This window comes from Nocardia sp. NPDC003693, from assembly GCF_053981095.1.
The window spans coordinates 45,681-60,177 of the sequence record NZ_JBSFNO010000016.1; the positions used below are offsets into that span (position 1 = coordinate 45,681).

The 14,497-nt window shown below is 70.3% G+C and carries 12 protein-coding genes; 11 read left to right on the plus strand and 1 reads right to left on the minus strand.

Annotated features, from left to right (window positions below):
* Positions 1-65: 65 nt before the first annotated feature.
* From ACWDOP_RS19115 to ACWDOP_RS19150, 8 genes are all read left to right on the plus strand, one after another.
* Entirely contained in the window at positions 66-410 is a 345-nt protein-coding gene (locus ACWDOP_RS19115; protein ID WP_454203405.1) for a DUF4233 domain-containing protein, read from the plus strand.
* A 36-nt stretch (positions 411-446) separates the two neighbouring features.
* Positions 447-863 carry a nucleoside-diphosphate kinase gene (gene ndk, locus ACWDOP_RS19120; protein ID WP_456346164.1) on the plus strand — a complete coding sequence of 139 codons (417 nt, stop codon included), beginning with the start codon at positions 447-449 and terminating at the stop codon, positions 861-863.
* Between the two features lie 471 nt (positions 864-1,334).
* Positions 1,335-4,613, plus strand: coding sequence for a translation initiation factor IF-2 N-terminal domain-containing protein (locus ACWDOP_RS19125; protein ID WP_456346165.1), 3,279 nt, complete (start codon positions 1,335-1,337; stop codon positions 4,611-4,613).
* Positions 4,614-5,030: 417 nt separating this feature from the next.
* Positions 5,031-5,342 (plus strand): 50S ribosomal protein L21, encoded by a 312-nt coding sequence (rplU, locus tag ACWDOP_RS19130; RefSeq protein WP_354986255.1) that lies wholly within the window; start codon positions 5,031-5,033, stop codon positions 5,340-5,342.
* Between the two features lie 51 nt (positions 5,343-5,393).
* A complete protein-coding gene (rpmA, locus tag ACWDOP_RS19135; protein ID WP_456346166.1) occupies positions 5,394-5,660 on the plus strand; it encodes a 50S ribosomal protein L27 in 267 nt (88 codons plus the stop codon).
* Between the two features lie 158 nt (positions 5,661-5,818).
* Positions 5,819-7,273, plus strand: a complete 1,455-nt coding sequence (gene obgE, locus ACWDOP_RS19140) for a GTPase ObgE (protein ID WP_456346167.1) — start codon at positions 5,819-5,821, stop codon at positions 7,271-7,273.
* Between the two features lie 98 nt (positions 7,274-7,371).
* Positions 7,372-8,511, plus strand: coding sequence for a glutamate 5-kinase (proB, locus tag ACWDOP_RS19145; RefSeq protein WP_456346168.1), 1,140 nt, complete (start codon positions 7,372-7,374; stop codon positions 8,509-8,511).
* 327 nt (positions 8,512-8,838) lie between these two features.
* Positions 8,839-9,348, plus strand: coding sequence for a DUF4254 domain-containing protein (locus ACWDOP_RS19150; RefSeq protein ID WP_456346169.1), 510 nt, complete (start codon positions 8,839-8,841; stop codon positions 9,346-9,348).
* Positions 9,349-9,623: 275 nt separating this feature from the next.
* Here the strand turns inward: ACWDOP_RS19150 and aztA are convergent, their stop codons facing one another.
* Complete coding sequence (aztA, locus tag ACWDOP_RS19155) at positions 9,624-10,307, minus strand: zinc ABC transporter ATP-binding protein AztA (RefSeq protein WP_456346170.1); 684 nt, start codon at positions 10,305-10,307, stop codon at positions 9,624-9,626.
* 57 nt (positions 10,308-10,364) lie between these two features.
* Between aztA and aztB the strand changes: the two genes are divergently transcribed.
* From aztB to aztD, 3 genes are read left to right on the plus strand one after another with little or no spacing between them, the layout of a single operon-like run.
* On the plus strand, positions 10,365-12,362 hold the full coding sequence (aztB, locus tag ACWDOP_RS19160) for a zinc ABC transporter permease AztB (protein WP_456346171.1): 1,998 nt from the start codon (positions 10,365-10,367) through the stop codon (positions 12,360-12,362).
* On the plus strand, positions 12,359-13,261 hold the full coding sequence (locus ACWDOP_RS19165; RefSeq protein WP_454203185.1) for a metal ABC transporter solute-binding protein, Zn/Mn family: 903 nt from the start codon (positions 12,359-12,361) through the stop codon (positions 13,259-13,261). Before aztB ends, ACWDOP_RS19165 begins: the two co-directional genes overlap by 4 nt.
* A gap of 40 nt (positions 13,262-13,301) precedes the next feature.
* Positions 13,302-14,462, plus strand: a complete 1,161-nt coding sequence (gene aztD / locus ACWDOP_RS19170; protein ID WP_456346172.1) for a zinc metallochaperone AztD — start codon at positions 13,302-13,304, stop codon at positions 14,460-14,462.
* Positions 14,463-14,497 lie beyond the last annotated feature (35 nt).

Below are 14,497 nucleotides of genomic sequence, written 5' to 3' on the forward strand. Positions count from 1 at the left end.
CAGACGCCGCGCCGAACCCGGTGCCCGAACCCGCCACCGACCCGTGGAAGGGCTTCCGCGGGGTGATGGCCGGGACGCTCATCCTCGAGGCCATCACCGTGCTGCTCGCGCTGCCGGTGGTCGCGGCCGTGGGCGGCGGCCTGGAGTGGTGGTCCATCACCTTCCTGGTCGGCCTGGCCGTGGCGATGTTCCTGGGCGCGGGCGTGCAGGGCAAGCCCTGGGCGATGAACTTCAACCTGGCGCTGCAGGTCCTGCTCATCGCCGGCGGCGCCTTCATGCAGCTGTCGATCCTGGTGATCGGCGTGGTCTTCGCCATCGTCTGGGCGTTCATCCTGTTCCTGCGCGCCGACGTCCGCAAGCGGATCGCGGCCGGGCTGCTCCCCAGCCAGCGGATGTCCGGGACTTCCTAGTTTTTTCCCTGGCAACCTGCCCGTTAGGCTTTGCTCGTGACTGAGCAGACGTTGGTACTCATCAAGCCCGACGGCGTGGCCCGGGGCCTGGTCGGGGAGATCATCACCCGTATCGAGCGCAAGGGCCTGAAGATCGCGGCGCTGAAGCTGGTGAACGTTTCCGAAGAGATCGCGGTCGAGCACTACGCCGAGCACCGCGAGCGGTCGTTCTTCGGTTCGCTGATCGAATTCATCACCTCCGGCCCGGTCGTCGCGGCCGTGCTCGAAGGTAACCGGGCGATCCCGGCCTTCCGTCAGATCGCGGGCGGCACCGATCCGGTCGAGAAGGCCGCCACCGGAAGCATCCGCGGCGACTTCGCCCTCGAGACCCAGTTCAACCTGGTGCACGGCTCCGACTCGCCCGACTCCGCCAAGCGTGAAATCGCGCTCTGGTTCCCCGAATTCACCCTCTGATCCGCTTCCGGGCTCCGCATCGTGTGGGCCGAACATCGGCCTCACCGGGTGAGTCCGCTCGAACCTCCGGCATCCCCGGCGACGGGGTGTCGGGGGTTCGTGGGCGCGACGCCCCGAGGTGGTGTGGGATACTGGCATCGGAAGTGACCGCTGCCCGCCATTAGCGGCAGGTGAGGGCCACCTCCGACTGACATCACGGCACGACGGACGATCATCGCTGCCGCCGACGGCTACCGAGACTCGGCTGTCGGGCGGCCCGCTGGATGAACGCTCGTGCCGTGGAGTCGAGCCAAACAGCCAGGCGCCACGTGACCACATTCGCCCGAACGACGACAACATAGGTGATAGCGGGCACGCGGCGCGCAGACCATACGCTCTCGCGCCCGATGGGGTGCGAGACGAGACAGCGCCCCCGCGTCGGCCGCGTCACTCACATCTGAGGGACGCGCCCGGGGGTCCCGAGGAGATTTCGTGGCCGATCAAGAGCCGCAGGACGCATCGCAGGTGAACGCCGGAGAACAGGGCACGGCGGCCGGCTCGGCTGCCGAACAGTTGCCCGAACGCATCCGGGTGCACGCCCTGGCGAAGCTGCTGGGAGTCACCAGCAAACGAATCCTGGCCCACCTGACCGAAATGGGCGCGCAGGCGCGCAGCCCGCAATCCAGCCTGGACCGCACCGTCGCGGAAACCGTGCGCGACGCCTTCGGCCCCGCCGCGGCCGAGACCGCCGCCGAACCGGCCGCCCCCGCCACGGTGGACGAGGCCATCGCGGCCGGTGACGTGCTCGCCGCCGACGAATTCGCGGCCGAAGAGGTCGAGGCCGCCGAGGCCGTCGCCCTCGCCGAGCCCGAGGCCCGCCCCGCGCGCAAACGCGCCCCCAAACTTTTCGCCAGCCCGTTCCAGCAGCCGGAGCTGCCCGTCGGCGAGCCCATCGTCTACCAGCCGTCCGCGCCCGTCGCCGCGCCGCTGTTCCTGTCCCCGGACATGGCCGCCGTCGAGGAGACCCGCCGCAAGCAGCGGGCCGAGCGCAAGCCCAAGAACGAGCCCGCCAAGACCGCGCCCGACGCCGAGGCCGGCCGCAACGACGACCAGGCCAAGGCCGACACCCGCGCCGAGGACAGGTCGCGCGCCGAGTCCAAGGCCAAGGTCGAGGTCGCCGCGGCCGAGGACAAGGCCGTCGAGGACAGCGCCGACGACGCCGAGGACGACCAGGATTGGGACGGCGACGACTCGCGTTCCGAGCGCGGCGACACCGCCTCGCGCCGGCGTCGCCGCGGCCGTCGCGGCCGGGGCCGGGGCCGGGGCGAGCAGGCCGCCGACGGTGACGAGTCGGGCGAGATCGATCCCGAGATCGAGGATCAGCTCCGGGCCGACGCCGAGGAAGAGGCCGAGAACGAGGACGACGCCGACGACGAGATCGTGCCCGAGGGCTCGAGCAGCCGTCGCCGCCGTCGCCGTCGCCGTCGCAAGGGCGGCGAGGACAACGAGCCCGAGAACACCGAGGATGATCCGCCGAACACGGTCGTGCACGAGCGGGAACCGCGCAGCAAGCGCCGCGCCGCCGCTGCCGCTGCGGCCAAGGACGTCGACGAGGTCCAGGGCATCAGCGGTTCCACCCGCCTCGAGGCCAAGCGCCAGCGCCGCCGGGACGGCCGCGAGGCCGGTCGCCGCCGCCCGCCGATCCTGACCGAATCGGAGTTCCTGGCCCGCCGCGAGTCGGTGGACCGGGTAATGGTGGTGCGCGACAAGCACTTCCCCGATCACCCGAGTTCCACCACGCAGGTGGCGGTGCTCGAGGACAACATCCTGGTCGAGCACTTCGTGACCAGCACCGGCTCGGCATCCATGGTGGGCAACGTCTACCTGGGCAAGGTCCAGAACGTGCTGCCGTCCATGGAGGCCGCCTTCGTCGACATCGGCCGCGGCCGCAACGGCGTGCTCTACGCGGGCGAGGTGAACTGGGAGGCGGCCGGTCTCGGCGGCCGCGAGCGCAAGATCGAGCAGGCGCTCAAGCCCGGTGACACCGTGCTGGTCCAGGTCTCCAAGGACCCGGTCGGCCACAAGGGCGCCCGCCTGACCACGCAGATCAGCCTGGCCGGCCGCTTCCTGGTGTACGTGCCCGGCGGCACCTCCACCGGTATCAGCCGCAAGCTGCCCGACACCGAGCGCAAGCGCCTCAAGGAGATCCTGCGCGACATCGTGCCCCAGGACGCCGGGGTCATCATCCGCACCGCGTCCGAGGGCGTGGAGGAATCCGAGCTGGCCCGCGACGTCGAGCGCCTGCAGCAGACGTGGCGGTCGATCGAGGATCAGTCCAAGAACGGCTCGAACGCGCCCAAGACCCTCTACGAAGAGCCCGACCTGCTGGTCAAGGTCGTGCGCGATCTGTTCAACGAGGACTTCTCCAAGCTCGTCATCGAGGGCGAGCGCGCCTGGAGCACGGTCGAGAACTACGTGCGCACCGTGGCCCCGGATCTGCTTGTCCGCGTGGAGAAGTACGAGGCCAACGGCAGCGTCGACGTCTTCGGCAGCCTGCGTATCGACGAGCAGCTGGCCAAGGCCCTCGATCGCAAGGTGTGGCTGCCCTCGGGCGGCACCCTGGTGATCGACCGCACCGAGGCCATGACGGTCGTCGACGTCAACACCGGCAAGTTCACCGGTGCGGGCGGCTCGAACCTGGAAGAGACCGTCACGCGCAACAACCTCGAGGCGGCCGAGGAGATCGTGCGCCAGATGCGGCTGCGCGACATCGGCGGCATGATCGTGGTCGACTTCATCGACATGGTCCTCGAGTCGAACCGGGATCTGGTGCTGCGCAGACTGACCGAGGCCCTGGGCCGCGACCGCACGCGCCATCAGGTGTCCGAGGTGACCTCGCTGGGCCTGGTTCAGATGACCCGCAAGAAGCTGGGAACCGGTCTGGTCGAAGCGTTCTCGACCACCTGCGACACCTGCCACGGCCGCGGTCTCATCGTGCACAACTACCCGGTGGAGTCCGCTCCGGCCGGGGACGAGGGTGTGGGCCGCCGCGAGGGTTCGCGTCGCCGGCGCAAGGATCGCGGCAACGCCGCGGCCGAGTCCGCGCCGCTGACCGGTGTGGTCGAGGCCGCCCCGGCGCCGGAGGAAGAGGTCAAGGAGACCAAGGAGAAGGCCGCCGCCAAGCGCGCCCACCCGGTCGCCCTGGCGATGGCGGCGCATCACGACGACGATGTCGACGTGGCCGACGAGGTGGCCTTCGCCACCGAGGCGGTGGCCGCGGCCGAGGCTGCGGGCGCCGAAGCGGTGTCCGAGGCCGCGGTCCGGGATCCCGAGCCCGCCGCCCGCGCCGCGACCAACGGCACCGGACGGCACACGCCCGCCGCCGAGGCCGCCGCCGACGCGGTGGTCGCCGAGGACGCGGTGGTCGCCGCCGCGGAGGCCGTCGTCACGGTGGCGGATGCCCAGGCCGTGACCGAGGCGCAGACCGCGCCCGCGGAACCGAAGTCCGAACCGAAGCTCGCGGTCGCCGCACCGGAGGTCACCGAGCGGGTGAGCGCGGAGCCCGGTCGCCGCCGGCGCCGTGTCGCACGGTCGGTCTCCACCCCGGCGTCCACCGGCGAGGCCGCGGTGTTCGTGCTCTCGAGCACGGACCAGCCCGCCACCCCGGCCCTGTCCCTGCAGGACCTGGCGCCGGCGGAACTGCCCCCGCGCACCCGTCAGCGGCGTCGTGCCGCCGGTCGCCCCGCCGGGGCGCCGGACGGCGGGAACTAGTCCGGCCGAAGCTGTTTCGCGGTCCGGCCCCGGCGTCATCGCGCCGGGGCCGGACCGTTTCCACGGACCGGATCGGGCGGGCGTGACGTGCGCGACAGCGGCGTCGACGAGGCCCGTTACGGCCCGCTGAGCTGTGGCTTCGGGCCCGATCGCGATGGCACGACCCCGGTTTGGATGGGTTCGGCCGGTCCTGTACTCTTGGACAGTCGCTGCCCCCGGCGACAGCACTCTGCTGTGCTGCTTGATTCGAGCAGATGCTGTGAGAACGAGGGCCAGGTTCCCGAGCGGACCGACCGGCCCCAGGCGGCGTGCAATACCAGACCAGTCGTACGGCGGTTTCCGGTGTGAACCGGAGGATCAGTCGTGTGAGCAAAGTGTTGACACCAGCACTAGTACAGGAAGAAGGGCAGCCGACCGATGGCAACGTACGCAATCGTCAAGACCGGCGGAAAGCAGTACAAGGTCGCGGTTGGTGACCTGGTGAAGGTCGAGAAGATCGAGGGTCTGCCGGGCACTGCCGTGTCCCTGGCGCCGGTGCTGGTCGTTGACGGCGCCGAGCTGACCACCGATGCTGACAAGCTGGCGAAGGTTTCCGTGTCCGCCGAGGTCGTCGAACAGACCAAGGGCCCGAAGATCCGCATCCACAAGTTCAAGAACAAGACCGGCTACCACAAGCGTCAGGGCCACCGTCAGAAGCTGACGGTCCTGAAGGTCACCGGCATCAACTAAGTTTCCGACCAGGGGATCGCTGGTTCGTTCCCCGGCACGAGGAGTTCTGAAATGGCACATAAGAAGGGTGCATCCAGCTCGCGCAATGGTCGCGATTCGAATGCCCAGCGGCTCGGCGTGAAGCGCTTCGGCGGTCAGGTCGTCAAGTCCGGCGAGATCCTGGTTCGCCAGCGTGGCACGCACTTCCACCCCGGCGTCAACGTCGGCCGTGGCGGCGACGACACGCTGTTCGCCCTCGCGGCGGGTTCGGTCGAGTTCGGCACCAAGCGTGGCCGCAAGACCGTCAACATCGTGGTTGCGGAGCCGGTGTCGGCCTGACGCCGTCTCGGAGCTAATCCACAAGCACTTACGCGACGCGGGTCAGGGTTGTAATAGCCCTGGCCCGCGTCGCTGTTTTCATCACTGGTTTCCGATATCCGCGCCCGCTGCGGCGTGCGGTAGCGATTCGACTGTCCTGAAGGAGGATGATCACCGATATGTCCAAATTCATCGACCGTGTCGTGTTGCACGTGCGTGCGGGCAAGGGTGGGCACGGGTGTTCGTCGGTGCGGCGTGAGAAGTTCATGCCCCTGGGTGGACCCGACGGCGGTAACGGCGGGCACGGCGGGGACGTGGTCCTCGAGGTCGACGCCAACGTGCACACGCTGCTCGACTTCCACTTCCACCCGCATGCCAAGGGCGGCAACGGCAAGCCCGGTGAGGGCGGCAACCGCAACGGCAAGCAGGGCGAGGGGCTGCTGCTGAAGGTGCCGGACGGCACGGTCGTGATGACCCCCGAGGGCGATGTGCTGGCCGACCTGGTCGGCGTCGGCACCCGGTTCGTGGCCGCGCTGGGCGGTCGCGGCGGGCTGGGCAACGCGGCGCTGGTGTCCAAGGCGCGCAAGGCTCCCGGTTTCGCGCTGCTCGGTGAGGACGGGCAGGAGCGCGAGCTGGTGCTCGAGCTCAAGTCGGTCGCCGATGTCGGGCTGGTGGGTTTCCCCTCGGCCGGTAAGTCCTCGCTGGTGTCGGTGCTGTCCGCGGCGAAGCCGAAGATCGCCGACTACCCGTTCACCACCCTGGTGCCCAATCTCGGTGTGGTGCTCTCGGGTGAGACGACCTTCACCGTGGCCGATGTGCCGGGTCTGATTCCGGGCGCGAGCGAAGGTCGCGGGCTCGGCCTGGACTTCCTGCGTCATCTCGAGCGCTGCGCCGTGCTGGCCCACGTGGTCGACTGCGCCACCCTGGATCCGGGTCGCGATCCGATTTCCGACGTGGACGCACTCGAGGCCGAGCTGGCCGCGTACCAGCCCGCCCTCAAGGGCGATGCGAGCCTGGGTGATCTGGCCGATCGCCCGCGCGTGGTCATCCTCAACAAGGCCGATGTGCCCGACGCCGCCGAGCTGGCCGAGATGGTCACCCCGGAGTTCACCAAGCGCGGCTGGCCGGTGTTCACGATCTCCGCGGTGAGCCGGGAAGGCTTGCGCCCCTTGACCTTCGCCCTGGCGGCCATGGTCAAGGAGTACCGCGAGTCGCGGCCGGTGGTCGAGGTCAAGCGCCCGGTCATCCGTCCGGTGGTCAAGGGCGACAGCGGATTCCGCATCATCAAGGACCCGGACGAGCCGGGCGGCTTCGTGGTCATCGGCGAACGGCCCGAGCGCTGGGTCGCGCAGACCCCGTTCGACAACCCGGAGGCCATCGGTTACCTGGCCGACCGGCTGGCTCGCCTCGGGGTCGAGGACGAGCTGGTCAAGCTGGGCGCCGAGCCGGGCTGCTCGGTGACCATCGGCGATTACTGCTTCGACTGGGAGCCGCAGATCTCCGCCGGTGTGGAGACCCTGCTCACCCGTCGTGGCGTGGACCCGCGACTGGACCAGACCGACCGCATCGGTGCGGCCGAGCGCAAGCACGCTTCGCGTGCGCGCCGTGGTCTGGTCGGCGACGAGGACCAGTAGGCAACGCCCGCAACCGATTCCACCGCGGTGGAATCGGTCGCGGTGCGAGTTCGAAGCGGCGATACGGTGTATCGCGGACGAAGTGAGGTGTGGTGCGGGTGAGTTCGAGTATCACGCGGGTGGAGACGGGTGCGGAGCCGAGTCCGGCGCGGCAGGCGATCGCGACGGCGCGCAGTGTGGTCGTCAAGATCGGTTCGTCGGCGCTGACCAGTCTCGAGGGCGGTCTGGAGACCGAGCGACTGGATCGGCTGGCCGACGCGGTCGAGGCGCGGATGCGCGCAGGCTCGGACGTGATCGTGGTGTCCTCGGGCGCCATCGGCGCGGGCATCGCGCCGCTCGGATTGTCCAAGCGGCCCACGGATCTGGCGACCAAACAGGCCGCGGCCAGCGTGGGGCAGCTCGCGCTCGCGCACGCGTGGGGCACTTCGTTCTCCCGGTACGGCCGGGTGGTCGGGCAGGTGCTGTTGAGCGCCGGGGACTTCGGCCGCCGCGAGCATCATCGCAACGCCCAGCGCACCCTGGACCGGCTGCGGTCGCTGCACGCGATCGCGGTGGTCAACGAGAACGACACCGTCGCCACCGAGGAGATCCGCTTCGGCGACAACGACCGGCTGGCGGCGCTGGTGGCGCACCTGGTCGGGGCCGATGCCCTGGTGCTGCTGTCCGATGTGGACGGCCTGTACGACGGTGACCCGCGCAAGGGCGCCGCGAATTTCATTCCCGAGGTGCGCAGCAGCGCCGATCTGGACGGTGTGATCGCCGGCAGCGGTGGTGCGCTGGGGACCGGTGGGATGGCCTCGAAGCTGTCCGCCGCGCGCCTGGCCGCCGATGCCGGGGTGCCGGTGCTGCTGGCCGCGGCCTCGGATGCGGCGGCGGCGCTGGACGGCGCGAGCGTGGGCACGGCTTTCGCCGCCCGGCCGGTGCGGCTCTCGGCGCGCAAGTTCTGGGTGCGGCACGCCGCGGACAGCCGGGGCGCGGTGCACATCGACGCCGGCGCGGTGGCGGCGGTGGCCGAACGCCGCCGGTCGCTGCTGGCGGCCGGAATCACGAAGGTGGACGGGCGTTTCCACGGTGGCGACGTCATCGATCTGATCTCGCCGGAGGGTCAGGTCGTGGCGCGCGGGGTCGTGGCCTACGACAGCGACGAGCTCGAAGCCATGAAGGGTCGCTCCTCCAGCGAACTCTCGGAAAGCAATCAGCGGTCCGTGGTGCACGCGGACGATCTCGTCAAGGTCTAGCGCGGCTCTCGAATCCGATCGGTCGGTACTTCACATGTCAAGAACCGGTCGGTCGCGCAGAGTGAAATAGCAACGCGCGTAACTCATCTCGGTGAGCGGTTTTCGCGTGCCATCTCGCCCCAGGGGCACCGAAGGGCCAGAGAAAGGGCAGTGGGAGGACCGCTCGCAGCGGGCATCCTGGTAGTGCACTCGGCGCCGCATCGTGAGATGTGCCCTTCGCCGATAGCGGTTGCCAGGATCCGGCGCGGTCCGCCCTTGCCGCGCCGGGCTCGCGGTCCGGTGACCGCCCGCGGCGTCGGGTGCACCCCCATCGCCGTGGAGGCAGCCATGTACATACGGCAACCGGACAGCACACACCCGTGGCCGACCAGTTTCCGGCACACCGACTTCGAGTTGCACGCACTCCTGCCGGATTGGCACGAACTGCTGGCCGCGTTCTGCGGGCACATCGGGGACCGCTCCGAGGATCACCCGGTCACCAAATTGGCCCGGGCACTGGCCGAATTGCACCTGGAGCGTTTGGAACTGCGGCTCGAGTGCCGGGTGGAGCCCGGCGAGACCGGCCGCATCGACGAGCTGCGCGCCCGGACCGTCGTTCGCATCGACGACTGGGTGGCGAACCGCGCGCGCAGGAGGGGAGCGCGCGCCGAGTCCCTCGGCGCGGCCGTGGACGCTATGGCGGGCGCGCACGTGCACGCGGTGCACCTGCTCAAGACCGCCGAGCGGGTCTCGGACGAGGAGGTACACGCGGCTTGGTACCTCCTCGCCCAGCTCGCCGACGGCTGGACCGATCGCGCCGCCGGTGTCACCGGCCCGGGAATTCGACGGTCCGCGTAGGGAATTCCGGCCGCGGCGGTGCGATCCACCGCCGCCGCCGGAAGGAGGCGCTTCGCCCGGAGCGCCTCGCCCGGGGCGCTCCGGGGTTGGAGCGCGCCGAGTCGGGCGCTCGAGGTTGGGGCGATCCGGTAGGGGTGCTGGGGTGCGGGGTAGGGAGCCCGGGTTCGGTGGCGCGCGCGGCGCCGGCGGGCCCGGGCATTACCCCTGACCCCGCACGTGGTGATCGGTGCACGGGGGCCGATCACCGCACGGGGGTCGGTGTCAGCGCCTGGCGTTCATCGTTCGGCACCGCGCTCGCGAAGGATCTCCTCCGGGCGGCCCGCGCCGGCCAGCTCGCCCGCGCGCAGCAGCAGGCAGTGTTCCGCGTCCAGGGCCTCGGTGCGGTCGTGGGTGGCGATCACGACGGTGGTGCCCGCGGTGACGAACTCGCGCAGAATGCGTGAGATTTCCTGCTGCGCTTCGATATCCAGGCCGGCGGTCGGCTCGTCGAGTAGCAGCAGATCCGATTCCTGTGCCAGGGCTCGCGCCAGCAGCGCGCGCTGGCGCTGGCCGCCGGACAGGGCGCTGAGCCGTCGATGCGCGAGGTCGGTGATCCCCAGGCGTTCCAGGCATTCGGTGACCGTCGCCCGATCCGAGCGGGTGAGTCTGCGCCACGGTCCCCGGTGCGCCCAGCGGCCCATGGCCACGGTCTCGCGGACCGTGATCGGCAGCGTCGCGGGAACCGCGCTCTGCTGCACCACGAACGCGGGTCGCCGCGCGCCCGTGCGCACCACGCGTCCGGACGTGGGTGTGATCACACCCGCTATCGCCCCGAGCAGGGTCGATTTCCCGGACCCGTTGTGCCCGATGATCGCCGTCGCCATCGCGGCCGGAATATCCGCGGTGACCTGCCGGAGTACGTCCCCGGCGCGGTATCCGGCCGTGAGTCCCTCGATGCGCACCGCGGGTGTTCGCTCCATGTCCACCCTGCCACCTAGATTGTATTGATAATCATTTTCATAATATAGTCCGCTCTCATGGATTGGCTGATCGCCCCGTTCGAGGTGACATTCGTGCAGCGTGCGCTGTGGGGCGGGCTGCTCGTCTCCGGTATCTGCGCCCTGGCGGGGACCTGGGTCGTGGTGCGCGGCATGGCTTTTCTGGGCGAGGCCATGGCGCAGGGCCTGCTGCCCGGGGTGGCGGTGGCCGCGCTGCTCGGCTGGAATCCGGTCGTGGGCGCGGCGGTGAGCGCGGGCGCCATGGCGGCCGGGGTCACCGCGCTGGGCCGCAGCCCGCGCTTCGCCGCCGACACCGCGATCGGACTGCTCTTCGCCGGGATGCTCGCGCTGGGTGTGATCATCGTGTCGCGTTCGCAATCGTTCGCGGTCGACGTCACCGGTCTGCTGTTCGGTGACATCCTCGCGATCCGGTCCGCGGACGTGCGCTATCTCGCCGTGGCGCTGGGCATTTCGCTGATCATCGCGATACTCGGGCATCGCGCGTTCGTGGCCCTCGCCTTCGATCCCCGCACCGCGCACACCCTCGGGCTGCGCCCGCGCTGGGCACAGGGCGCGCTGCTGGGCCTGCTGACGCTGGCGATCATCGCCTCGTTCCACATCGTCGGGACGCTGCTCGTCTTCGGGCTGCTCATCGCGCCGCCCGCCGCCGCGACCTATTGGTCGCACCGCATACCGGTGATCATGGCGCTGGCCGCCGCGCTGGGTGGATTCGCCACCGTGGCGGGGCTGCTGGTCTCCTGGCACGCCGGGACGGCGGCGGGAGCCACCATCGCGGCGGTCGCGGTCGGGCTGTTCTTCGCCTCCGCCGCCGCGGCACGGTTGCGGGCGCGCTGGTCCGGTTCGGGCGGGCAGGTGCTGATGTCGCTGCTCGCGCTCGGCGCGGTGCTGCCGCTGGCCAGCTGTGCCACGTCGACCGAGGAAGCGGAGCCCGAACCGGTGCCGCACGGGTACGTGGAGGGCGCGGAAGAGGCCGACGGTCCGCAATCCCGTTTGGTGGCAACGGATTCCGCCGGTGCGGTCCGGATCGTCGATCTGATCACCGGCGGCATCACCGAGCACGGCCGGATCCCGAGCCCGGCGCGCATGGCGGGTGACGGGCGCTTCGCCTACCCCGGCACGGCCGATGGCACCCGTGCGTTGGACGGCGGGACCTGGACCGTCGATCACGGCGATCACATGCACTACTACCGGGCCGAACCCCGCGACGCGGGGACCGTGCCGTACGGCCCGGTGACCGCCGCCCACAGCGACACCGTGCTCACCGCGCTGGTCGTCGAGGACCCGGCGCCCCGGACCGTGCTGCTCGACCGCCCGGCTCTGGAGGGCGGCGCTGTCACCGAAAAGGGGCTCATCGACGGTATTGCACTGCCCTACGCCGAACATCTGGTCGTCGTAACCGCTTCCGGGCGTGCGGAGATCCGTGATCGCGCCGGTGCGGTGGTGACCGCGCTCGCGGACTCCTGCCGGGAACCGCGTGGGTCGGCGATCACCCGGCGCGGCGTGGTATTCGGCTGCGCGGACGGGGCTTTGGTGGTCTCGAACGAGGAGGGCAGCTTCGCCGGGGTGAAAGTCCCTTACCCGCAACCGATCACACTCGCCGAGCGCGCGGTCGAGTTCTCCCACCGCGCGGGCAGCACGGTCCTCGCCGCCCGCGCCGGGGATCGCGGGACCTGGGTGCTCGACAGCCGGGCGCACACCTGGCGGCTGGTCCCGACCGGCTCGGTCGTTGCCGCCAACACCGCCGGCGAGGGCAGCGCGCTGCTGACGCTGACCGGCGACGGCGTGCTGCACGCCTACGACGTCGTGACCGGCGCGGAAAGCGCACGGGTACACCTGCTCTCGGCGATCACACCCGGTGACGCGCCGCCGGTGATCGAGATCGACACCAACCGCGCGTACGTCAACGACGCGGGCGGACGGGTGATCCACGAGATCGACTACCGCGACGATCTGCGCCGCGCACGCACGTTCCCGCTCGATATCGCCCCCGCGCGAATGGTGGAGACAGGTCGATGAAGAAGATGCTCGGCGCGGCCCTGGCCGCCCTGTTCGTACTGCTGCTGCCCGGGTGCGGCGCTTCCGATTCCGGTCGCGTCGACATCGTGGTGACCACCAACATCCTCGGCGACATGACCCGGGTCCTGGTGGGCGACGCCGCGAACGTCCTGGTGCTGATGCCGCACGGCGCCGACCCCCATCGGTTCGCCATCTCCGCCCAGCAGGCGGCGCGCATCGACCGCGCGGGACTGCTCGTCCACAACGGCCTCGGACTGGAAGAGGGCGTGCAGCGCCACGTCGAGGCCGCCGAGGAGAGCGGTGTGCCCGCGCTGTCGGTGGGCGAGCAGGTGAACCCCCTGCCGTATCGCGACAGCGACCGGCCCGACCCGCACTTCTGGACGGACCCGGCCCGCGCGCGGCGAGCCGTCGAGGTGATCGGCGCGCGCCTGCTCGACGTACCGGGCATCGACACCGGCGTGATCCGCGCCAACCTCGAGGGCTACCTGGCCGAACTGGACCGGCTCGACTCGTGGATGACGACCCGCTTCGGCACGCTCGATGCCGGGCAGCGGCGACTGGTCACCAACCATCACGTCTTCGGCTATCTGGCAGCGCGTTTCGGATTCGAGGTGATCGGCGCCATCATTCCCGGCGGCGCGGCCCTGGCCTCTCCGAGCGCCTCGGACATCGCGGAGCTGGCCGGTGCGGTGCGGACCGCCGGGGTGCCCGCGATCTTCGCCGATTCGTCCCAGCCCGATCGGCTGGCCCGCGTTCTCGCCGAGCAGGCCGGTGTGAACGTGAAAGTCATTGCCCTGCACACCGAGTCGCTCACCGAGCCGGGCGGGGGAGCGGCCACCTATTTGGAAATGATGCGCGCGAACACCGACTCGATCGTGAGCGGTCTGGGCGCGCGCTGAGTCGACGGCTTCGCGCAACACCGAGATGAGGAGCACAACCATGTCAATTCGCACCAGAGCGCGCTCGAGCGTCGCGCTCACCGGCCTGCTGGCCGCGACGCTGGCCCTGAGCGGCTGCGGCGCCGAGGACAAGACGGATACGCACGCCGAGATCGCCGAACCGCTCGCTGTCACCTATGACGGCGGCATCTACCTGCTGGACGGACAGAACCTCACGGTCGCGAAGAAGCTGGAGCTGGCGGGCTTCAACCGGCTCAACCCCTCCGGGAACGACACCCACCTGATGGTGTCGACCAAGGAGGGCTTCCAGGTGCTGGACGCCGTGCACGGCGAGTTCACCGGCGTCACCTTCCCCGGCGCCAAGCCCGGCCACGTGGTCCGGCACGCCGATCGCACCGTGCTGTTCACCGACGGCACCGGCGAGGTCACCATCTTCGATCCGCACGATCTCGAACACGGCAGCCCGAAGACCCGGAACTACAGGGCCGCCGCGCCGCACCACGGCGTGGCCGTCGAGCTGTCCAACGGTCAGCTGGTTCTCACCCTCGGCACCGAGGAGAAGCGCACCGGCATCGTCGTGCTGGACAAGGACCGCAAGGAGATCGCGCGCAACGAGGATTGCCCCGGCGTGCACGGTGAGTCCACCGTGGCCGGGGAAGCGGTGGTCATCGGCTGCCAGACCGGCGCGCTGGTCTACCGCGACGGCGTGATCACCAAGGTCACCAGCCCGACCCCGTACGGGCGCATCGGCAACCAGGCCGGCAGCGACGCCTCCCCGATCGCGCTGGGCGACTACAAGCAGGACAAGAACGCCGAACTGGAGCGGCCGCAGCAGGTTTCGCTGATCGACACCCGGGACAACTCGCTGCGCCTGGTCCCGCTCGGCACGAGCTACACCTTCCGTTCCCTGGCGCGCACCGCACAGGGTGACGGCCTGGTGCTCGGCACCGACGGCCGCATCCACGTCATCGATCCGGTGGCGGGCAAGGTGACCCGCAGCGTCCCGGTCATCGGCGCGTGGGAGGAGCCGCTCGAGTGGCAGCAGCCGCGACCGGCGATCTTCGTGCGCGGCGCCGACGTGTTCGTGAGCGATCCCGCCACCAAGCAGATTCACCGGGTCGATCTGGCCGCGGGCAAGATCGTGAATTCGGTGACGCTGGAATCGGTCCCGAACGAGATCAGCGGCGTTCTCGCGCACTGAGTCTGCGGTTCTCCCCGGGCCCCGGCGGTCGCGCC

What these genes read in the sequence shown, in the direction of transcription:
- ACWDOP_RS19115 (WP_454203405.1), top strand. Translation starts at nt 66, where the DNA reads ATGGCCGGGACGCTCATCCTCGAGGCCATCACCGTGCTGCTCGCGCTG.
- rplU (WP_354986255.1), top strand. Translation starts at nt 5,031, where the DNA reads ATGGCAACGTACGCAATCGTCAAGACCGGCGGAAAGCAGTACAAGGTC.
- rpmA (WP_456346166.1), top strand. Translation starts at nt 5,394, where the DNA reads ATGGCACATAAGAAGGGTGCATCCAGCTCGCGCAATGGTCGCGATTCG.
- obgE (WP_456346167.1), top strand. Translation starts at nt 5,819, where the DNA reads ATGTCCAAATTCATCGACCGTGTCGTGTTGCACGTGCGTGCGGGCAAG.
- ACWDOP_RS19150 (WP_456346169.1), top strand. Translation starts at nt 8,839, where the DNA reads ATGTACATACGGCAACCGGACAGCACACACCCGTGGCCGACCAGTTTC.
- aztA (WP_456346170.1), bottom strand. Translation starts at nt 10,307, where the DNA reads ATGGAGCGAACACCCGCGGTGCGCATCGAGGGACTCACGGCCGGATAC.
- aztB (WP_456346171.1), top strand. Translation starts at nt 10,365, where the DNA reads ATGGATTGGCTGATCGCCCCGTTCGAGGTGACATTCGTGCAGCGTGCG.
- ACWDOP_RS19165 (WP_454203185.1), top strand. Translation starts at nt 12,359, where the DNA reads ATGAAGAAGATGCTCGGCGCGGCCCTGGCCGCCCTGTTCGTACTGCTG.
- aztD (WP_456346172.1), top strand. Translation starts at nt 13,302, where the DNA reads ATGTCAATTCGCACCAGAGCGCGCTCGAGCGTCGCGCTCACCGGCCTG.